Below are 22,275 nucleotides of genomic sequence, written 5' to 3' on the forward strand. Positions count from 1 at the left end.
TAAAACAGGCGCATAGTGAGAGATTCTGCACATCATTAAAATGTAAATTTTTATGGGATGAGTAAGGGGGGATGATAGGGGATGAGAATGTCTCAGCCCCAAAACCGTGATTAAGTTCTATAAAAATGAGGGCTATATTTTTCTTTTAAAAATAAGTTGCAGTGATGTTGAATAAAATACCGCCATTAAGTCTTCGCAAGCTTCAGATTTTCGCTAAGTGGTCGTTATATAATGAAGGTAGTCGGCGTTATGTCGGCGCGTAATCATAAGATTTCCCTGAAAGGGAGTTGAATTGGGCCCTGAAACCAAAAGAGGCTATTTATGAGTAGTATGGGCATTGCCATTGCGGCAACTGGCCTTTCACTCGTCCTGATATTTGTGTGGATGATCTCGTTGTCGATGCGGAAACAGAGACTCGAGGCAGAGAGGAAAGCTCGCGAAGCCGCTTATCGAAAGGCGATGCATAAAGCGCGAGAGCAAGAGCGTAAAGAGCGAGAGTTCAAAGCAGAAACCGGGCATATCCCCACCATTTTATTTCTAGCGAAAGAAGCCGAAAAGGACAACATTCGTCAAGCGCTGTATTGGTATGATAAAGCCGCTAAACTGGACAATGTGACGGGGATGTACGGCATTGTTCGCTTAAGTGAACGCATGCGCGAAGATGTGATTTTAAAAGAGCAGGCAAACTTCTGGCGCACCGCAATTGCGGGAATGGAAGGGGATACCGAAGCGAAATTTTCGACGGGCAAGGCCTTGGTCTTTGGTCGAGGAACTGAAAAAAATATCCCAAAAGGTAACCAACTGATTGAAACTGCCGCCGAAGAAGGCTGCATTGATGCCATGATTTATATGGGGGAATGGCAGCTTTCACCAGACAATAGTGCAGGACGCAGTGCAGATGCGCTTTACTGGTTTATGAAAGCGGCGGAAAAAGACAGTGCAGATGGCAAGATCCAAGTCGGCTTATGTTACCTAAATGGCATTGGTACAGAAAAAAGCATGGTTAAAGGTTGCTACTGGCTGGAACGGGCCGCGGAAGGTGGCAGTGCTAAAGCGATGTATCATGCTGGCGAAGCGTGGAAGGATAAAGGTAAAACGGGTAATGCAATTGCTTACGTTTGGCTGTTTCTTGCTGCCAATATGGGCTACCAACCTGCGCGTACGTTGCGTGATGAAGTGGCGACCAATATTGGTGTTGATGTTGTCGTTGGATTGCAGTCCATAGCGAAGCCGTTGCAAAGAAAGCTGGCCTCAGGAATGGTGAGAAAGCACTCTATTATTCGAGCCCTTAACAAAGTGTACAAACGCGAAGCGTATTTTCCTGCGGAAGAGGAGCTCAATGCGGTGTTGAATGATGAGAATAAAGACGCCTCCGAAGCTTGGGAGGATACATCAACACTAGATTTTCAGCCTAACATGACAACGGTAACAGCAGAAGACCAGGCAAGCACATTGCCCAACGAAAAAAAACTTTCTAAAGAGGCGCTCGATTTCACTCAAAACTTCCTTCAACCATAACCTATCTTATCCAGAAGCCTCAAGAGTGAGGCTTTTCTTTTGCTCTTTTGCCAGTATCTCTATCAGTCACGACAACAGAATGTAAACTTACTTAAGCAGTCATTTTACTGATGTGCATACTATTTATGCGATTTTTCAACATATTTTTAGTACTTAACTAAGATGGGATCTGTTTACCTTAAAAAAGAGGTTTTTCCCTCTTTATTTACTTCCGCTATTGGGCTTAGATCAAGCCTTTTCAATTGATAGTAATAATGATTGAAGAGCAATACTTGATGCCCCAATTTATAGGTGAATAGTACTCATTACTTTATCTAATAATGTAAATTAAAAAATGTATTATAAATCTTAAATTGTTCTTTTATATTTAGGTGTCGATTATTGATTTTATGATTAATTAGGCGCAAGATAACGTAAAAATAAAATAGCATAGTTAATATGCAGAATTACACTAGGAAGTAACTTTTTCATTACATGTTTCATAATAAATAGAGATAATTTTTTATCTCTGTTTTTATTTATATTAGAGATTTGTGTATGTTGAGAATCATTAGTGCAGATAAATTTATCTCTTCAAGGTTTATCTTAGAGTACAGTAAGGCTGAGTTCGCTTCTTTATTAGGTGTTTCCGTCGCTAAAATAAGTAATATTGAAAGTGGAAAATCTTCAATCCCCCCGGTGTATGATTACGCCATTAATTACTTGTTGAGCGAACATCCATTTAAAGATAGTGCTGTTGAGGCTTTATGTTCTCATGAAACGTTAAACTTTGCTCGTCGTATTGACGTCAATACCAAAGTAAAACGCTTGTCCTGTAAGCGTTGCGATAGCCGTAGACTGCACGTTATGGCTGGCATGAGTGGCTTGTATTTTGTCGAGTGCATGGATTGTAAACACACTATGTACTCGTCAGGCATGTCTGTAAAACGTTATCAGCAATGGTCGAATGATGGAGTCAAACTAGATAGTCATTTATTTAATTGAATTGTGTTTCCTTTGCACCTAAAGTAAAAAGCCATCAATACATGTGTTGATGGCTTTTTTATTATGTGTTTAAATTTAGTTAAAATTAAAATATTTATCATTCCTAATAATATAGTCCTAATAATTATATAGTGATGGAAATCTCAAAAAATTATTTTCTTGATATTTTATTTCTAACAACAATGGCTGTGGTCACACAATTTTTAATTATTTTTCCTTTTAAGCCTGGTTTCAATATCATTGGGCTATCAATTGGAAAGTGATGAAGATCGCGAAATTTTAATTCGAGAAAATAAGACTTTTAAATATGAAAATTTAATCACGAAATTTGTTTTTTGAATTTTAAATGTCGTTTTCGTTTGTAATATCTGTACCTGTCAATTTTAAAGAACAAAAAAGAGATATTCCAAATGAAACGTTTAATTATAGGTGTTAGTAATTACATGCCAGAAGACTTCAGTTTATTAGCTGAATCTTTAGATGAACAATTTAATCGTCATTTACAACCTTTAGAGCAAGTTGAATTAACCGACGTTGGTGCGGCTATTATTACTTCAGCAGACATTAAAGCAGGTCTGCATAAAATGATTTCTGAAACGGGTTACGGTATTCCAGTTTTCTTAGTAACGGATGCAAACCCAGTTTCGGCTGAAGATTACGTTTGGCTAACTGGCGTTATCGATTTAGAAAGACAATCTATTGAGTACTACTGTCGTCAAATCAACGAAGCAGTAACCAAGTACGAATGTCGTCTGCTTCCTCCTTTCTTCAAGCAATTAACGCACTATGTTGAGATGGGTAACTCAGCGTTTGACTGTCCGGGACACCAAGGTGGTCAGTTCTTCAAAAAACACCCAGCGGGTAAACAATTCTACGATTTCTTCGGCGAAAACCTGTTCCGTAGTGACTTGTGTAATGCGGACGTGGATTTAGGTGACTTACTGATCCACGAAGGTTCTGCACATCAAGCGCAGGCGCACGCTGCAAAAGTATTTAACGCGGACAAAACTTACTTCGTACTTAACGGCACTTCTGCTTCAAACAAAGTAGTCTGTAACGCGCTGGTAACTGAAGGTGATTTGGTACTGTTCGACCGTAACAACCACAAATCGAACCACCACGGTGCGTTAATCCAAGCGGGTGGTATGCCAGTTTACTTAGAAACGGCGCGTAACCCTTGGGGCTTTATCGGTGGTATGGATGAACACTGTTTCGATGAAGAATACATTCGTGCTCAAATCGCGAAAGTGGACCCAGAACGTGCACGCGATGAACGTCCTTTCCGTCTTGCTATTATCCAACTTGGTACTTATGACGGTACTATCTACAACGCTCGCTACGTAATGGATAAGATAGGTCACCTTTGTGACTACATCCTGTTTGACTCTGCATGGGTTGGTTACGAGCAGTTCATCCCGATGATGAAAGACTGTTCACCACTGCTGCTGGATTTGAAACCAGAAGACGCAGGTGTGATCGTGACTCAGTCTGTTCACAAACAACAAGCTGGCTTCTCTCAAACATCGCAAATCCACAAAAAAGACCGCCATATCAAAGGTCAAGCTCGTTACTGTAACCACAAACGCTTTAACAACGCGTTTATGATGCACGCATCGACTTCACCATTCTACGCACTGTTCTCTGCGCTTGATGTGAACGCGAAGATCCACGACGGCGAAGCAGGTCTGCGTTTATGGCGCGATGCGGTTAAGACAGGTATCGAAGCGCGTAAAGAAATCCTTAAGAGTTGTGAATTGATTCGTCCGTTCATTCCAGATGAAGTCGAAGGCCAACCTTGGGGCGGCTACGACACTGACGTGATCGCAACGAACAAGAAATTCTTCATGTTTGAGCCAAACGCAAGCTGGCACAAATTCGAGGGGTACGGTGAAGGTCAATACTTCGTTGACCCATGTAAATTGCTACTAACCACAGCAGGTATTGCTGAAGATGGCAGCTACGCAGACTTTGGTATTCCTGCAACGCTTTTAGCGAACTTCCTTCGTGAAAATGGCATCATCCCTGAAAAGTGCGACTTGAACTCTATCTTGTTCCTACTCACTCCTGCGGAAGATATGGGTAAGATCCGTCACCTTGTGGCTCAAATTAACCGATTCGAAAAATTCATCCGTGATGATGCCCCTTTAAGTATCGTACTTCCAAGCGTCTACGAAGCGAATAAAGAACGCTACCGTGGCTACACCATCCGTCAGCTATGTCAGGAAATGCATGACATGTACAAAGAGCTGAACGTGAAACAGTTACAAAAAGCGATGTTCCGCAGCGAGTACTTCCCACAAATGGTTCACAAACCTGACGTAGCAACACGCAAATACTTCCGTGGTGAATGCAATTACCTACCACTTAAAGAGGCCGTGGGCCGCGTAGCCGCTGAAGGTGCACTTCCTTACCCTCCAGGCATTATCTGTGTGATCACTGGTGAAGTCTGGACTCAACAGGTGGTGGATTACTTCCTATCTCTAGAAGAAGGCATTAACCGCTTCCCAGGCTTCGCGCCAGAAATTCAAGGTGTGTACCTTGAAGATGTTAACGGTCGCACTACCGCACATTGTTATGTCCTAAAAGATTAATCTACCCGTTCGCACCACGCTCCGGCGTCGGTGCGAACCGCTTATTCGTGGAGAATAATTTATGAGTACTGAAACTAAAAAAATGTCGGTGGTGCAGTTAACCATTCTGACGTTCATCAATATGGCTGGCTCCGGTATTATCATGCTGCCAAGTAAACTGGCGCAAGTGGGTACCATTTCAGTGTTGTCCTGGCTGATCACGGCTGCGGGCTCTTTGGCGTTGGCTTATGTGTTTGCAAAATGTGGTCGCTTTAGTAAACGAGACGGCGGTATGAACGGTTACGCGTCTTACGCATTCGGTAAATCGGGTGCGTTTATGGCGGGCTGGACTTACGGTTTGTCGCTCCTTATTGCGAATATTGCGATCGCGATTACCTGTGTGGGTTACGGCTCCGCATTCTTTGAAGTGACCCTATCTCCGGTCGAAACCTGTTTGTACACCATCGCCATTCTTTGGATTTGTACTTTCGCTAACTTTGGTGGTGCGAAAATCACAGGTCAAATCGGTACCTTCACGGTATGGGGTGTGATCCTACCGGTATGTTCGCTAGGTATTGTTGGTTGGTTCTGGTTTAACCCAACCATGTACATCGAAGCTTGGAACCCACACCACCTACCATTTGGTGAAGCTGTGAGTGCTTCTATTGCCATGACACTATGGGCGTTTCTTGGTCTTGAATCGGCCTGTGCGAACTCAGAAGCGGTAGAAAACCCAGAGAAGAATGTACCAATCGCAGTATTGGGCGGTACGTTGATTGCTGCTGTGGTTTACATTGTATCGACAAACATCTGTTCTGGTATCGTTGCAAACTCTGAGCTTGCCGCTTCTACCGCACCATTCTCAACCGTATGGTCTGTGATGCTTGGCTCAGCAGCAGGTAAAGCGGTTGCTGGTATGGCGGTATTGGCTTGTGCGGGCTCTCTATTGGGTTGGCAATTCACTATCGCGTCAGTGTTCAAATCGTCTTCTGATGCGGGCTTCTTCCCTAAATTGTTCTCTCAAGTGGACAAACGCGGCACACCGATCAAAGGTATGATCGCGATTACTATCATCCAATCAGTATTGTCTCTAATGACGATTTCTCCAACGCTGAACGAGCAGTTCGAAGCACTGGTTAACCTAGCGGTAGTAACAAACGTTATTCCTTACATTTTATGTATGGGCGCAATATTTATTATGCAGCAAGTAGCACACGTGCCAGAGCGCGAGATGAAAACCACCAACGTTATCGCTCTGATTGGCTCTCTGTACAGCTTCTATGCGCTTTACGGCTCCGGCTACGAAGCGATGATGTGGGGCTCTATCGTAACCTTCCTAGGCTGGAGTGCTTACGGTCTGATTGCTGCGAAGCATGAGCCTTTAGCAAATTAAAAAATAATACAGAAAGAGCCTTCCCAAACGCGGTGTGGAAGGCTCTTTGTTTTTAGGCATTTACGCCAAACCCAAGTCAGCTCAATGCATTTGAGGCTAGACATCCAATGGCGTGAAAACTCATTTTCGACATTTGGAGGACGAAAGATGATAAGTCAACCTGTTAAAATCGGTGACGACACCGCCGTAGTCATTCCAAGCGTAATCCTAGCTCAGCTCGGGATAAGGGAAGGAGATACCCTAGAAATCGCACTGAATAAAGACAAAATGGAAATTAAGAAGATGGTGTTGAAAACCAGCGCGCCAACTTACTCTGAAGATATTGAGGAGAATTGAGTTAGAGAATCTTGGTTTGTCGGATACACTACTGGTTTCGCAAAACTGGCGCTTGCCGCTGTCTTTGAACTATCGATAACTACAATAAGAGGTAAGGTACTATGCAAGGTATCCTCTCTATACAATCTCATGTTTCTTTTGGTCATGCTGGTAACAGCAGTGCTGTTTTCCCAATGCAACGCATGGGTTTCGAAGTATGGCCGATTCATACCGTTCAATTTTCTAACCACACGCAGTATCAAGAAGGCTGGACTGGGCGAGCGTTTGCGGCTGAAGACATCAGCGAGTTAGTTCGTGGACTTGGTAACATCGGCGCGCTGGAAAAGTGCCAAGCGGTATTGACGGGCTACCAAGGTAGCGCAGAGCAGTGCCTTGCTGTTGAAGATACCGTGACGAAAGTGAAGCAAGCGAACCCGAACGCACTTTACGTTTGCGACCCTGTGATGGGCGCGCCAGACAAAGGCTGCATTGTGGCTCCGGGCATTGCTGAAAATCTTCTAACGCGTTTGATGCCAAAGGCGGACGTGATCGTTCCGAACCAATTCGAGCTAAGTCAATTTGCTGAGATGGAAATCCACTCATTAGACGATGCGATCACCGCATGCCAACGTGCGCTAGAGAAAGGTCCAAAAGTGGTGCTAGTTAAGCACCTTTACTGCCTAGAAAATGGCAGCTTCAACATGCTATTGGCTACGCAAGAAGGCATTTACCTTGCGAAGCGTCCTCAATTTGAGTTTGCTAAACAACCTGTTGGCGTGGGCGATCTTATTTCAGCTATCTTTACCGCGGGACTCTTAAAAGGCTGGTCTCCTAAACAAGCTTTCCAACATTGTCACGACGCGTGTTACGGGGTGTTGAGTGCAACGTACCATGCGGGTGAGTGGGAACTGCAAACTATTGCTGCGCAGCAAGAGTTTGTTGAACCAAGCAAACACTTCCTGATTGAAGAAGTGGCTTTGGTCACCGCGTAATTGAGCGCAATTAAACAAAAAAGGGGAGCCATCATCGGCTCCCCTTTCTATTTGTTCTGTCAGTCTTACTGAGCTTTTTGCTGCTCTGATTTACAAACTGCTGCCGTAAAGACAACGTCTGTTGAGCTGTTTAGCGCAGTTTCTGCAGAGTCTTGAATCACACCGATAATGAAGCCAACCGCTACAACCTGCATTGCTACGTCGTTTGAGATACCAAACAGGCCACACGCAAGTGGGATAAGTAGTAGAGAGCCACCTGCAACACCTGATGCGCCACATGCAGAAACCGCAGCCACAATACTGAGCAGTAGCGCAGTCAGTAGATCAACTTCGATACCCATAGTGTGCACAGCTGCAAGCGTTAGTGTTGTGATAGTGATTGCAGCACCAGCCATGTTGATGGTCGCACCTAGAGGAATAGATACTGAGTATGTATCCTCGTCCAGTTTTAGCTTCTCACATAGTGCCATGTTTACTGGAATATTCGCTGCACTTGAACGAGTGAAGAACGCTGTTACACCACTTTCACGTAGACAACGGAATACAAGTGGGTAAGGGTTTTGTTTGGTTTTAACGAACACGATCGCCGGGTTTACAACGAGTGCGATGATCATCATTGCGCCAAGAAGAACCGCCAGAAGGTGTGCGTAGCTTGCTAGCGCGCTAAAGCCTGTTGTCGCAAACGTTGAAGCAACCAAGCCAAAGATACCAAATGGTGCAAGACGAATGATAAAGCGCACAATGTGAGACACGCTGTGGCTTAGATCTTCAAATACGGCCTTCGTTGTTGCCGATGCGTGGTGTAGTGCAAGACCCAGACCCACACCCCAAGCAAGAATGCCGATGTAGTTTGCTTCTACTAGTGCATTTACTGGGTTGTCGACCAGTTTAAACAACAATGTGCGTAGAATTTCAGCAATACCTTGAGGAGGCGTTGCACCTTCAGCGCCGGTGACAAGCGTTAAATTGGTCGGGAAAAGGAAGCTTAGAACCACTGCTGATAGCGCCGCGAAGAATGTACCCATCAGGTACAGTACAACGATTGGGCGCATGTAAGTGTGTTGGTTTTTCTTTTGGTTTGCAATTGAAGCGGCAACCAAAATAAACACAAGAATTGGCGCGATCGCTTTAAGCGCACCGACAAAAAGGCTACCAATTAATCCCGCGCTTTCGGCATGGCTTGGAGAAATTGTCGCGAGCAAAATACCAAAGACGATACCGACAAGGATCTGGACGACGAGGTTACCACGAGCATATCGGGCAACGAGGCTGTTGTGTTGCATACATCATTCCTGCAATTTTATGCCAGAGTGGCAGGGCAATAGTCCATCATTACACGGCGATAATGCCCTTATATTACAAGGGGTGAGCATTGCTTCTGGTCACTAAGACACATGATTATCAATTATCCTGTTTTTATAAATTCAGCCATTTTCTTGCTGAATATCACATATCTTAGCTTGGTAATATTTTGTGTCTAGTTTTAGTTTGTTTTTGGATTAAATGTTTGCTCAATGTTATTTAAATAAGATTTTTATGTTGAAAATTATCATTAGTTATGAGTAATGGTTTTTAATAAAGTTGTTAAAAAGGAGACTTTCGTCTCCTTTGATTTTATTGACAACTCAAACGCAACAAATTAATAACTTTGTTGGCGCCTGCGCTTATCACTCATGGCATTGCGAGCAAGTTTACCGAATTGTCGACTTTGAGCTCGTTGCTCTGCCAAAGTCGCGCGGTTAAAGGCTTGTTCTCGCAATAGTTTTTGATAGTTATTGAAACGACGAACCTCCAGTTTGCCATTTGCAATCGCAGTTTGAACTGCGCAGCCTGGCTCAGTTTGGTGCTTACAATTGCCAAAGCGACAACGCTGAGCGAGCGCCTCAATGTCAGAAAATGCCTCACTGACCCCCGATTCACAATCTGCTAGTTGAAGCTCGCGCATTCCCGGAGTATCAATCAAGATGCCGCCATCAGGTAATAGATGGATAGAGCGCGATGTAGTTGTATGTCGCCCTTTGCTATCGTCTTCACGAATATGCCCAGTTGCCTGTTCTTGTTGCCCGAGTAATGCATTAACAAGAGTTGATTTGCCAACGCCTGAAGAACCGATAAAAGCGAGGGTTTGTCCTTCTTTGCACCAGGTCATGAGTTTAGAAGCACTCTCTATTTCTAAGCCGTTGACTGTCTCTATAGCTAATAGAGGGTCGAGCTTCTGTACTTGGCTTTTTAGTTCATCAGTATTGTCACACAAATCGGCTTTGGAAAGCACGATGACGGGTTCGACTTCGGCTTCATGAGCCAAGGCAAGATAACGTTCAATACGACTTAAATTGAAGTCGTCGTTAAGGGAACAGACGATAAACACTGTATCCACATTGGCTGCGATAAGTTGCTCTGCCACTTTGCTGCCAGCGGCTTTGCGGCTAAAGAGGCTCAAGCGATCCAGTAAGCGAACAAATTGCTGATCTTCATTTAAGATTACCCAGTCTCCGACGGTCATATTGGGTAAAGAATGGTGGGCATTAAGATGAACTTGCCCAGTTTCTGTTGCCAATAAATAACCACTTCGGTGATGCGCAATTACACGAGCAAAGATAGTGTTGTCGTAATCGTCTAATGTCAGTTGTTGCTGAAAAAATGGTTTCCAACCCAATTGTTTTAGAGGGTTTGAAGTTGAAACTAATGTGTCACAAAAAGTATGTGTTTGATTCATTATTGAATTATCCCAGACGCAACAAAGCGCCTTAATACAAATCGCATTAGGGTCTAATTCGGATAGAGTTGACCCCGGTGAAGACCGGGCAGAGAAGGGAAGTTGTGGCTATGCCACAGAGTTGGTGCTGTTAGGGTTACCCTTGCGATGCCCAGTTAGTGTTATTCAATACAATCATCTTGTGTCCTCTTCGTTGGTTAATAAATAAGTGAGTTAATTAAGCCAAAAGAGTATAGCCGCCGTTTTTTAAAGAGGGTAGCTATACTGCAAAAATATTAACTTTGTTTTGTGATGCGCTCTTCCATAATTTGCGAATACGTGTTGGCTTTTAAGCCGTATATGATTTGGACATGACGATCATCCAATATCACGACGCCATGCGCGTCATGATTTTTGAGTGCGTTCTTATCGATGACGGACGTCGCTCTGAGGGTAAGACGCAGCCGAGTCGCACATGCACCAGTTTCTAGCAGGTTCTCTATGCCCCCAATGGCGTCAATGATCGTATCGACGTCTTGTTCGACATTGGGGTTGGTATGAGTTAGGAAATTGAAAAATTGCTTCAGCACTGACTTAACCGTCATTTGAAGAGCCTTCGGTCGTTAGTTTTGAAATGGCTTCAACAATCGGTGCCGGCGAGAGCGTATGCGGTACTTTAGTGATTAACGTGCCATCCGGCTTCAAGAAGTAAAAGTAAGAGCTATGATCCAGCGTGTACTTTAGTTCCGAGCCTTCCAATTCTGTCTTGCGGAAAATGACACCATAGTTGTGTGCCAAAGGTGTCGTTACATCAAGTGGTGCCGATAGGCCTTCAATCATTGGATGGAAGTAATGGGCATATTTTGCTGATGCATCGGCCTCATCACGCTCTGGGTCTAAAGAAATGAACATCGGGCGTAGTTGTGCTTTTTGCGCGTCATCAATTTGATTCAGTGCTCCTGCCAACATTGCAAGAGAAGTTGGGCAAACGTCTGGGCAGCGAGTAAAGCCAAAATAGACGACTCGGATGCGAGGGTCATTCACATCGAAGATATTGACGGCTTGGTTATTTTCCCCAAACAATACCGTTTGTTGAGAGGTGGAACTGTCCACTTGCTCTGGCTTCGTTTTCTGATTATCTAAATAGCTCTTTACGCCAAACCCGAGTGCGAAAGCAGCTACGAGAAATAGGGACCAATTGCGGCTCATAACGATTCCTTATCTTTGCATTTTTATAGCAGGGTAAACGGTATTCTCTCCATCACTGAGTTCACCAACCCAAGTCATTGCATCCTCCGTGCAAACCGGGAGAATGATGTCACCTTGATATTGGCCAGGAGCGATTTGCTTCAGCAAAAACTTAGGCTCACCCATCTCCATTTCTCTTCCTGAAAGACTTAGGATGAGTTGCTTAGCATCGCTTGTATGCCACTCAACATTTAGAGTGGTAGGAACCAAGGGTTGAGCAGTTTCTGAGTTTAGCGTCATCGTAACATTTTCTTGGACGCAAGAGGTTGTAGAGAGAAAGCAGTATTCATCTATTGACTTGCTTTGAGTGGAAGAAGAAAAGCTTTTTATTAGAGTCGGGGCATAAAATCCCGCAACTAATGCGGCTGAAACAGCGGCGATTTGTAACAGTTTCATTAAGGTTCAGCATTTATCACTTAACATTACGAGCATCGTAGCACAGATGCGCCGCTCGCCAACTCGTGACCTCGGTAAATTGTGCGTTATACCTCGGTGACCAGCTTCTTAGTAACGCGACGGACTTTATTGCATCAAATACAGCAGAGTTTTCAATTGAGATGTTTTGCCCTTAGCCAATAGATAAAAACGGAGCCAATTGGCTCCGTTTTTATTTGGTTCAGTATGTGTTTGATACCAAAGTTATTTATCTGAATCTGCGAATTTCTCTAGACCCAAAACCAGAGCAATGGCTGCAAGCATCATTACGACAGCAAGTACTAACTGAGAAGGTTGTGATGTCACGTGTTCAAATTCAAATGGTGATAGGTTGTGCTGTAGCAATGGCACTTGCTCGCCCTTCGAATTGGTGCGCCAAGTGATGGTTTCTTTCCATGGCCAAATCTTTGGCAACGTACCAATCATTAATCCAGTCAAAAACATCAGGGTGAAATCACGGAACTTGCGTAGTAACCACGACAATAAGTGAGAGAAGGACAGTAAACCGATCACGCAGCCAGACAAAAATAGCGCTAATGTATCGACTTGAAAACCTTTCACTGCGGCTAATACAGGAGCATACATGCCAATCAGCAGCAAAATAAAACTGCCAGAGATACCCGGCAAGATCATCGCACAAATCGCGATAGCTCCAGCGAATAAGGTGTTAATGGCCGTTGGTTCCATGTGTAAAGGTTTGAGCACAGTAATACTATAAGCAAACCCGACACCAACGAGCAGAATGACAAAGCGGACAAGATCGCGTTGCTCAACCTGACGAATAATGTGATACACAGAGACCAAAATCAGACCAAAGAAAAATGACCAAAGTGGGATCGGGTGTGTGTCAAGAAGCCAAGTAATCAACTTTGCTAGCGTTGCAATACTGGTGAAAATGCCGGCAAACAGAGCGATAAGGAAGAATCCGTTGATGTGATTAAACGCGGCTTTAACCCCTTCTTTTCGCCAGATAGAGAAAAGTGAGGGGTTAATGCGTCGAATGCTTTCAAGCAGCGTATCGTAAATACCAGTGATAAACGCGATGGTGCCGCCAGATACACCAGGTACAACATCTGCTGCACCCATGGCGATTCCCTTGAAGAAAGTAATTAAGTAGTTCATTGCTCTAATGCTAAGTCGTTTCGATGGCAGAGAGTATACAAACATTGCGATGAAAAAAGTATGAAATAGTGCTGTAACTACTTGGTTTTATATCCAATCTATTGCCTATCTTTATTACCCGCCAAGAGACAATGCCGCCGTAACGAGCTTTTAATGCTTGGTTTACATTTTTGAGATGATTAACTCTACTATCAATTATCAATCTTGGTTGCATTATGCAATTGCACTTTGCATTATCAAATTGCATTTTGATAATTTGCGCGTGAATAAATCCAGCTTATATGAGATCTTGTGCCCAAAAATAAGTCTTTGCATTTTGGCATGATTAATGCATAATACTGCTCGACCCTTCTTAAGCCGAGGGTCACCTAGCCAACTGACGTTGTTAGTGAATACAATTTGTTCACACTAAATATAAGCCAATCGCGATTATTGCGGTTGGCTATTTTTTTATATGAACAACGTTACTTACGTGCTTTGCAAATTGCACTTCTCTTACTGTCAGTCATAAAAAAGGGCTGACGTGTTACGCCAACCCTTGTGTTTTACTTTACGTTTTAACCCGTTTATCTAGCAGTTCAGTATCCCATTAACTGTAGCAAATTTTCAGCTGTCACAATGGCTTCTTTACGATTAGCAATATTAAGCTTTTGGTACAGGTTGCGAATGTGGGTTTTAATTGTCGTACCTGCCACATCCAGCTCTTGTGCGATTTGCTCGTTACTAAAGCCTGAATAAATCAGTCCCAGAACCTGCCATTCGCGTTGTGTTAATGGGCTGGTACGTACTAGCTCTGGCACATTAGGGTGATTCACCAACTTTTCAATAAAGTCTTCATCAAAGTGAATTGACCGGCTACGTTGATTCGATGAAATGTCCTTCATTAACTGTTGAGCACGGTGACGCTCAAGATCGCCCAGTTCATGGCGGAGGCTCAACTTCTCCAGCAGACCGCCAATGGTTGCACCATCAATCAGGAAGTTTCCGACCATGCCAGTTTGGTTCGTCATTACTAATGCTTCTTTTAACAGAGCCTTGGCTTGCTCCTCATCTTTTTGGCGAGCAGAAAGGACTGCTTCAACCACTAAGTTGCGATTAGTATCTGTGATTAGGTTAGTGCGACGAGCTTCACCTTGGAGAAAATCTAACGCAGCACGAGCGTCGGTATATTGGCCTAAGTTAATGTGGGCGCGAGCAATGTTACGCCATTGCAATTGAGAAAAGTGGTTGCATGCCGATTCAGGACGAACCGCAGTGTTGAGCCATTCTTGCATTGCATCGGTATTCCCACGCGCTTGCCAAAATAGAATCAACGATAGTGAAGCGTTTGCAGTCCAATCTACGTGGTAAGTCGACTGTTTCATCAAGTGTTGGATGTGCTCAATGAATTTACCGGCTTTGTCTAATTCACCGCGTCCAATCGCAATACGCGCCAACATCGAATAGCTATGTAAGTGCTTGCTTGGTGAATGGTTTTCGAGAATTTGCAGACCTTTGTACGCGCATTCTTCCGCTTCATCAAGTCGGTTCCAGCACCAAAGTACTTGCGCGCGAATACGCAGCAAAAATTCATGAAGAGGAACATGCTGAAGCTGCTGATCTTCAATCAGACGGAATGCGGAATCTTGTAGTTCAAAGGCAGCTTGCACGTAACCTTGTGCAATTAAAATCTCGCTTTGCTGCAATATTGCCCATAACGCTTGGTGATATACCTGGTACTGACGAGCTAGCTTTTCAGTTTGTTGCATCATTGGCAAAGCACGGTCTAGTTTACCTAGCACGTGGTTAACTTCACCAACAACCGAAGTCGCCACAATTCGGCTACGGTAAATTGTGTTATCAAGTTGGCTAAGCGCTAACTCCGCTAATTCGAGAGCTTTTTCTGGCTGGTTACTGTTGATAGCCACTTGAGCAAGCAACGCGTTTGCTTGACCTTGATAATGAATATCTAACGCAATGTTACGCTTTTTGTGTTCCTCTTCCGCTTCTTCAAGCAGGTGGCCCACTTGGTTATAACGATGCTGACTTTGAGCCAACCATGCTCGGAGCATCGTAAGTTTTGGGTGGCTGAACAACAGATCATCGTCCAACTTGTTAATTGAGCTTTCCAGTGTGCTGAGTTCGCCTTGGTTAAACATCTTCCAGCCGAATTCGTTTAGGATCTCTACCACTAAGTCCTTATCATTCGATTTTTGTGCATGATGAATCGCTTGGTGTGGTGCTTTTTGTTGTAACCAAGCGATAGCAGCATTGCGGTGGAGATCTTTTTCTTGCTGAGGAATACGAGCTTGGCGCTCATGAGATAAAAACTCGCCAAATAAGTTATGGAACCGGAACCAGTTCTGTTCCCCTTCGAGCGGGTAAATGAATAAGCCGTAACGGTTAAGCGATTCAATCATTCCCAGTGCGTCTTCGCGTTGGGTAAGGGCAAACACTAGCTCATCATTGAAGTGGTCAAGCACGGATACTTGCATTAAAAAGTGACGAGTTTCGTGATCGAGTAAGTCAAACACTTCTTCGACCAAGTAATCCCACAAGTGCGCGTGATTGAACTGCGATACCGACTCTACAGTTTGCGCCAATGTGCGGTTTTGATGTTGGGCTTGTAATGCGATCAACTGCATCGCCGATGGCCAACCTTCAACATAGGTTCTTAGGCTGTTCGCCATGTCTTCATCAATACCATCGGCGATACGCTGGTTAAAGAAGCGAGTGGTTTCTTCGGTATCAAACGCCAACATCTCGTTGCCAATTTCGATCATTAAATCACGAACACGTAAGTTTGCAGTGCCTAGAGGCGGCGCTGCACGACTGGTTACCACAACGGTGAGGTTGTCTGGCATGTGCTTTAAAAAGAAACGCATGGATTCATGGATTTCATCATTCGTGATTAAATGGTAGTCATCAAGCACCACGTAGCACTCTTGATGAAAGTCAGCCATTTCTGCGAATACTTCGCTAAATAGGGAGCGTAAAGACGAGATCTGACGTTTTTCCGCCAGTTTTTGTGCGTTAGCGCAACTGAAGTTGGTGGCTTTGTTTAATGCTTGAAGCAGATAGTTTACAAAGCGAAAGCCGTCGTTATCGCTGTCATCAATGCTGTACCAACCGACGTTTGGCTTATCGGATAGCCACTGCGCTGCCATTGTTGTTTTTCCGTAACCTGCTGGGGATCGGAATAAAACCAATTTGTAGTAAGGCGCTTGCTGTAGTAAGTCCAACACTCGTGGGCGCACGATGGCATTGTGCAGGCGTCCTGGTCGAGTAAGCTTAGATGGAATCCACATTAGTAGTTATGTCCTTATTTATGTATACCCAAATGACAGCAACGTGATCATTCTAGTAAAGCCCCCTTGAAAGCCGTCTTACTGAATGATGCCATCAGCATCAAAAACACTGTTTGAATACCGGATAATGTCGCTGCTATTGGGGCTTGCGTCCGTCTGAAAAACCATTCCATACGGTCACTTAAATATAAAAGCTAGCGAAAACTAGAAATAACTCACATCGCCTAATTCTAGTTTGTATAAAAAGCGTACAATCCTGTGAGCTGAGAGGGATGTTACGACATCAGAAATGTTCGTTACTTTGATCCACTTCCTAATTCTCAAGGGTTGATGGATTTACCATCAACTACGCCCTTTATTTGTGATTGTCGTCACTTAAATATCGTTTGTTTCGTTAGCGTTAAGATCGCGTTGCACATAGATTACGAAAAGTTCTTCTACGCTGACCGAGTTAATGTGACCGATATTACAATTTTCACATCATCAGATGAGTGGACTATAAAAAGCGTCATGAACGGGTTTTAACCTTTCTCACATTCCATTGTGATCAAAATCACTAAGAACTGGTGCAAAGTTCACTTTGTTGAGATTTGGATCACTAACCTAGCAATGGTACCCCCTCTACGCCCTCAGCCCTCCTCCTTCAAAGGATGAGAATTAGGAGGATGTTTATTCACAGAGGTAAATGCACGATGTATGGCAGATGAATTACCAAAAGACGTGAGAATTTCGTAATGAAACCTACTCAACAAAAACAATTTGACAAGAAGTCGTTCCAAGAAAGCGTAAAGAAACACCTATCTGTAACTTACGCTCATACGATTGAAAACGCAGACAGCCGCGCATGGTACCTAGCAATGGGGCATGCTCTGGCTGAATTTACTACTCTAGATTTGCTAGCGACAGAAGAAGATCCACGCATTAAAAGTGCGAAGAGCGTTAACTACCTTTCGCTAGAATTCCTTATCGGTCGTTTGACGGGTAACAACCTAATCAGCATGGGTCTGTATGAACAAGTAACAGAAGCAATGGCTGAACTGGGTTACAACCTAACTGATCTGCTAGAAGAAGAGCGCGACCCATCATTGGGTAACGGTGGCCTTGGTCGTCTGGCTGCGTGTTTCATGGATTCATGTGCGGCACAAGAATTCCCAACTGTCGGCTATGGTTTACATTACGAATACGGTCTATTTAAACAGTCATTCAAAGATGGTCGCCAGCAAGAAGCACCTGACGCATGGCGCGGTGTAGAAGGCTACCCTTGGGAAATTGCGCGTCCAGAACTTGCGCAAGAGATCGGTTTTTACGGTCACGTTGAAGTGATTAACGAGAACGGTAAAGAAGTTCGCAAATGGGTACCAGGCATGACAGTAAGAGCAATGCCTTGGGATCTTCCAATTGTGGGTTACGAATCAGACACGGTTTACCCGCTACGTCTTTGGGAATGTCAGGCGATTGCACCATTCTCACTAGCAAGCTTTAACAATGGTGATTACTTCGAAGCTCAGCACGCACTGATCGACGCAGGTAACATCACTAAAGTGCTTTACCCGAACGACAACCACGAGAAAGGTAAAACACTGCGTCTAATGCAGCAGTACTTCCACTCAGCAGCGTCTGTACGTGACATCCTACGTCGCCACGAAGCTGCGGGCTACTCGCTAGCGGATCTACCTAAGCAAGAGACTATCCAGCTTAACGATACGCACCCAACGATTGCGATTCCTGAACTAATGCGCATCCTGATGGATGAAAAAGGTTTAGCTTGGGAAGCTGCTTGGGAAATCAGCTCTAAGACATTTGCGTACACCAACCACACGCTACTTCCAGAAGCACTAGAGACATGGCCAGAGTCGCTAATCCAGCACCTGCTACCACGTCATATGGAGATCATTTACGAGATCAACCACCGCTTCCTACAAGACGTACGTGCAATGTGGCCGGGTGATGTCGCGAAGCAACAGAAGCTTTCTATCATCGAAGAAGGTTTCCACCGCATGGTTCGCATGGCAAACCTATGTGTAATCGGCTCTTACGCAGTAAACGGTGTAGCAGCACTTCACTCTGAATTGGTTAAGAAAGACCTATTCCCAGAGTTCCACGAAATGTACCCGACACGTCTACACAACGTAACGAACGGTATTACGCCACGTCGCTGGTTGAAGTTCTGTAACCCAGGTCTGTCTCAGCTTATCACTGAGAAAGTCGGTCCAGAATGGCCAGCGAAACTAGAGCAACTTGAAGGTATTGCGAAGTACGCTACTGACGCGACATTCCAAAAAGAATTCATGGCAGTGAAGAAAGAGAACAAAGAACGCCTAGCAACTTGGGTGAAAGAGAACATGGGTATCGAGCTCGATACTAATGCAATCTTCGATGTTCAAATCAAGCGTCTGCACGAGTACAAACGTCAGCACTTAGACCTTCTACACGTACTGTCTCTGTACCATCGCATTATTAACGAACCAGGCTTCGAATGTGTGCCTCGCGTTGTGTTCTTCGCTGCGAAAGCAGCACCGGGTTACCACCTAGCGAAAGAAATCATCTTCGCAATCAACAAGATTGCAGACAAGGTGAACAACGACCCTCGCATCGGCAACAAGCTGAAAGTGGTCTTCATTCCTGATTACCGTGTGAGCATGGCTGAAATTATTATTCCTGCGGCGGATGTATCACAACAAATTTCACTTGCGGGTAAAGAAGCATCAGGTACTGGTAACATGAAGATGGCGCTTAACGGTGCCCTAACGATCGGTACTATGGATGGTGCTAACGTTGAGATTCGTGAAGAAGTAGGCGATGAGAACATCTACATCTTCGGTCTAGACGTTGAAGGTGTGAAAGCGCTGAAAGCTCAAGGTTACAACCCATTTGATTACTACAATGCGGATCACCTACTCAAAGCGTCTATGGATCTACTACTGGGTGAAGAATTCACTCCAGGTCAACCAGGCTTACTGCGTGCAACGTATGACAGCCTACTAGACGGCGGTGACCCGTACTTATGTCTTGCGGACTTTGCATCTTACGTGAAAGCGCACGAAGACATGAGCGAACAATATAAAGATCAAGCTGGCTGGGCGAAGAAGGCCATTCTTAATACCGCCCTTGTTGGCAAGTTCACGTCAGACCGCTCAATCCTCGACTACGTGAACAATATCTGGAAACTTGAAGCGGTGAAACGCTAATAGAACCTAGTTAAGACCAAGGTAGCCAAGCGCTACCTTTGGTCATTTTCCAAAAGAAGTTATTGATAACAATAAAACCCTACATGGAAGGTGTTGGTATTACCTTCGGAGAAAGCGATGAAAGAACAAACAGCATTAAAGAAAGTCGCGGAAATGGCGAGATTGGCTGATAGCTATGTCAGTGCTTGGGGAGATGAGGCTAAAGTGTCTGAGGAGACGCTACGCCGCTTGCTCGCTTCGCTTGGCTACGATACTAGCAGTGATGAAAAACTACTGGCTTCTGCTGAAAAGAAACATAAAAAAGACGTACTAGCCCCTGTTCTTGTTTTACGCGACGGCGAACCAGTCGAAGTGGAACTAAACCTAGGTACGAGTGCTCGTGAGAGTGAATTCAGCTGGAGTTTAGAAACAGAACAAGGAGAGGTACTTGAAGGCTATCTTCAGTCCCAAATTGTTCGTGATGAGCGTGCTGAGGGTGGCCCTCTAGTGTTTGCATTGCCAAAGAACTTGGCTTGGGGTTATCACAAACTGATCATCAGTCGTAAGCGTCGTAAAACACCTTACGAGATGTCATTGATCATTACGCCGAAAGCGTGTTTCAAACAAGACGATCTAAACCAACACAAAAAGCTATGGGGTCCTAGTATCCAGCTTTACACACTGCGTACTCAGCATAACTGGGGCATCGGTGATTTTGGCGACCTAAAACAACTGGTGAGTGATATTGCCTCTCGTGGCGGTGACTTCATTGGCTTGAACCCTATTCACTCGCTGTTCCCTGCGAATCCAGAAGGGGCAAGTCCATACAGCCCGTCTTCTCGTCGCTGGCTGAACATCATGTACATCGACGTAAGCTCTGTACCTGAGTTCGCGCTAAGTGCAGAAGCACAACAGCGAGTGGGTAGCGCAGAGTTCCAACAACGTCTACAAAAAGCGCGAGACTCTCATTGGGTGAATTACACCGAAGTTTCACAACTAAAAATGAGCGTTCTTCCGCTGCTATTCAGTGAGTTTAAAGCTCGCCATTTAGACAAGAACACCGATCGCGCTCGTGCCTTCTTGGACTTTGTTGAAAAAGGCGGCGACAGCTTGCTACACCAAGCTGCATTCGATGCACTTCATGCTGATTTACATGCAGAAGATGCAAACATGTGGGGTTGGCCTGTGTTCCCTGAGAAGTACCGCACATTCGACGCAGCTGGTACTCAGAAGTACATTAAGGACAACCAAGATCGTGTTCACTTGTACATGTACCTGCAATGGATCGCAGACGATCAAATCAAAGAAGCGCAAGCGCTAGCCGAAGAAAAAGGCATGGCTGTGGGTTTGTACCGCGACCTTGCGGTTGGTGTTGCAGATTCAGGCAGCGAAACATGGGCTGACGAAGGCGCGCTAGTATTGGATGCAAGCATCGGTGCGCCACCAGATGTACTTGGTCCACTAGGCCAAAACTGGGGTCTGCCTCCGCTTAACCCTCAAGTTTTAGAAGCGACTGGCTACGACGCTTACATCAAATTGTTACGTGCTAATATGAAGCATTGTGGTGCATTGCGTATCGACCACGTACTTGGCCTGCTTCGCCTTTGGTGGATTCCAAAAGGCGAGAAAGCGACAGAAGGCGCATACCTGTACTACCCAGTTGAAGACATGCTAGCAATCCTAGCCTTGGAATCTCACCGTCATCAGTGTTCTGTAATCGGTGAAGACTTGGGTACTGTACCTGATGAAATCGTTGATATCCTTCGTGATGCGGGTGTGCATTCGTACAAAGTCTTCTTCTTCGAAACATCAAAAGACGACGGCGGTTTTATTTCTCCGAAGCACTACGCTGAGCAGTCTATGGCTGCGCTGTGTACGCACGATATGCCAACACTACGCGGTTTCTGGCACTGTGATGACTTGAAGATGGGGCGTGAGATTGGTCTGTACCCTGATGAACAGCAGTTGGAAGGCCTATTCGCTGACCGCTTGAAGTGCAAACAAGGTATTCTAGACAGCGTTCGCTGGCATGGCTATCTGCCAGAAGGCATTGGTCATGATGCTCAGTACGTGCCAATGGATTCATACCTAAGCGAAGCGCTGCAACTGCACGTAGCCGCGGGTGACTCTGCACTGCTTAGCGTTCAGCTTGAAGACTGGCTAGAAATGGATCAACCGGTCAACATTCCTGGTACGGTGGATGAGTATCCAAACTGGCGTCGTAAATTGTCGATGAACCTAGATGAAATCTTCAGCCGTGAAGATGTGAATCGTATTTCTAAACGCCTTACTGAAGTTCGTGCACAGGCGAGTAAGTAAGATGCCTAGAGTGGCGTAGATGGACGAGCTGATTACGAATTTTGTTAGCTCAGAGGTACGAAAGTTCCGTCTAGGTCACTCATTCCTAAAACACAATCCGTTAGGATGAAGTACCGTTATTATGCCCGCGACAATAGCGGGCATTTTTGTATTTTGACGCCGTTTACGCAACGAACGTGAGAAGCGGAGTCTTTTTGTGAGTTCACAACGTTGGCTGTGGAGAAACCGAT

Annotated in this window: 15 protein-coding genes; 8 read left to right on the forward strand and 7 right to left on the reverse strand. The window is 44.8% G+C overall.

The genetic code is table 11. From position 1 onward, the window contains the following. Window positions 1-321: 321 nt before the first annotated feature. From J4N43_RS16280 to pdxY, 6 genes are all read left to right on the forward strand, one after another. Window positions 322-1,518: a tetratricopeptide repeat protein gene (locus J4N43_RS16280; protein WP_053350186.1), complete on the forward strand. Its 1,197-nt coding sequence runs from the start codon at window positions 322-324 to the stop codon at window positions 1,516-1,518. A gap of 537 nt (window positions 1,519-2,055) precedes the next feature. Next, a complete protein-coding gene (locus J4N43_RS16285; protein WP_025768646.1) occupies window positions 2,056-2,502 on the forward strand; it encodes a helix-turn-helix domain-containing protein in 447 nt (148 codons plus the stop codon). 410 nt (window positions 2,503-2,912) lie between these two features. Next, window positions 2,913-5,093 (forward strand): ornithine decarboxylase SpeF, encoded by a 2,181-nt coding sequence (gene speF, locus J4N43_RS16290; protein WP_044129606.1) that lies wholly within the window; start codon window positions 2,913-2,915, stop codon window positions 5,091-5,093. A 61-nt stretch (window positions 5,094-5,154) separates the two neighbouring features. Beyond that, entirely contained in the window at window positions 5,155-6,465 is a 1,311-nt protein-coding gene (potE, locus tag J4N43_RS16295) for a putrescine-ornithine antiporter (RefSeq protein WP_005384657.1), read from the forward strand. 147 nt (window positions 6,466-6,612) lie between these two features. After that, window positions 6,613-6,801 carry an AbrB/MazE/SpoVT family DNA-binding domain-containing protein gene (locus tag J4N43_RS16300; RefSeq protein WP_017634469.1) on the forward strand — a complete coding sequence of 63 codons (189 nt, stop codon included), beginning with the start codon at window positions 6,613-6,615 and terminating at the stop codon, window positions 6,799-6,801. A 101-nt stretch (window positions 6,802-6,902) separates the two neighbouring features. Beyond that, entirely contained in the window at window positions 6,903-7,772 is an 870-nt protein-coding gene (gene pdxY / locus J4N43_RS16305; protein WP_053350188.1) for a pyridoxal kinase PdxY, read from the forward strand. A 65-nt stretch (window positions 7,773-7,837) separates the two neighbouring features. Here the strand turns inward: pdxY and sstT are convergent, their stop codons facing one another. From sstT to malT, 7 genes are all read right to left on the reverse strand, one after another. Further along, complete coding sequence (gene sstT, locus J4N43_RS16310) at window positions 7,838-9,055, reverse strand: serine/threonine transporter SstT (RefSeq protein ID WP_005374821.1); 1,218 nt, start codon at window positions 9,053-9,055, stop codon at window positions 7,838-7,840. Window positions 9,056-9,411: 356 nt separating this feature from the next. Next, complete coding sequence (gene rsgA / locus J4N43_RS16315) at window positions 9,412-10,488, reverse strand: ribosome small subunit-dependent GTPase A (protein WP_053350189.1); 1,077 nt, start codon at window positions 10,486-10,488, stop codon at window positions 9,412-9,414. A 275-nt stretch (window positions 10,489-10,763) separates the two neighbouring features. After that, window positions 10,764-11,072, reverse strand: a complete 309-nt coding sequence (locus tag J4N43_RS16320; protein ID WP_053350190.1) for a PTS sugar transporter subunit IIB — start codon at window positions 11,070-11,072, stop codon at window positions 10,764-10,766. Further along, complete coding sequence (locus J4N43_RS16325) at window positions 11,062-11,676, reverse strand: SCO family protein (RefSeq protein WP_042522188.1); 615 nt, start codon at window positions 11,674-11,676, stop codon at window positions 11,062-11,064. The genes J4N43_RS16320 and J4N43_RS16325 overlap by 11 nt, the downstream gene beginning before the upstream one ends. A gap of 9 nt (window positions 11,677-11,685) precedes the next feature. Beyond that, the gene (locus tag J4N43_RS16330) at window positions 11,686-12,111 is read right to left on the reverse strand and encodes a hypothetical protein (protein ID WP_025768641.1); all 426 of its coding nucleotides are present in this window, start codon (window positions 12,109-12,111) and stop codon (window positions 11,686-11,688) included. 243 nt (window positions 12,112-12,354) lie between these two features. After that, the gene (locus J4N43_RS16335) at window positions 12,355-13,272 is read right to left on the reverse strand and encodes a polyprenyl-phosphate transporter (RefSeq protein WP_031778872.1); all 918 of its coding nucleotides are present in this window, start codon (window positions 13,270-13,272) and stop codon (window positions 12,355-12,357) included. 578 nt (window positions 13,273-13,850) lie between these two features. Then, a complete protein-coding gene (malT, locus tag J4N43_RS16340; protein ID WP_005374834.1) occupies window positions 13,851-16,559 on the reverse strand; it encodes an HTH-type transcriptional regulator MalT in 2,709 nt (902 codons plus the stop codon). 734 nt (window positions 16,560-17,293) lie between these two features. On the opposite strand from malT, the gene J4N43_RS16345 reads away from it, so the two are divergent. Together J4N43_RS16345 and malQ are read left to right on the forward strand one after the other, a co-directional pair. Further along, on the forward strand, window positions 17,294-19,747 hold the full coding sequence (locus J4N43_RS16345) for a glycogen/starch/alpha-glucan phosphorylase (protein WP_053349993.1): 2,454 nt from the start codon (window positions 17,294-17,296) through the stop codon (window positions 19,745-19,747). 117 nt (window positions 19,748-19,864) lie between these two features. Further along, the gene (malQ, locus tag J4N43_RS16350) at window positions 19,865-22,045 is read left to right on the forward strand and encodes a 4-alpha-glucanotransferase (RefSeq protein ID WP_158159425.1); all 2,181 of its coding nucleotides are present in this window, start codon (window positions 19,865-19,867) and stop codon (window positions 22,043-22,045) included. Window positions 22,046-22,275: the final 230 nt, after the last annotated feature.

This window comes from Vibrio sp. SCSIO 43009 (assembly GCF_023716525.1).
Taxonomy (GTDB): Bacteria; Pseudomonadota; Gammaproteobacteria; order Enterobacterales; family Vibrionaceae; genus Vibrio; species Vibrio alginolyticus.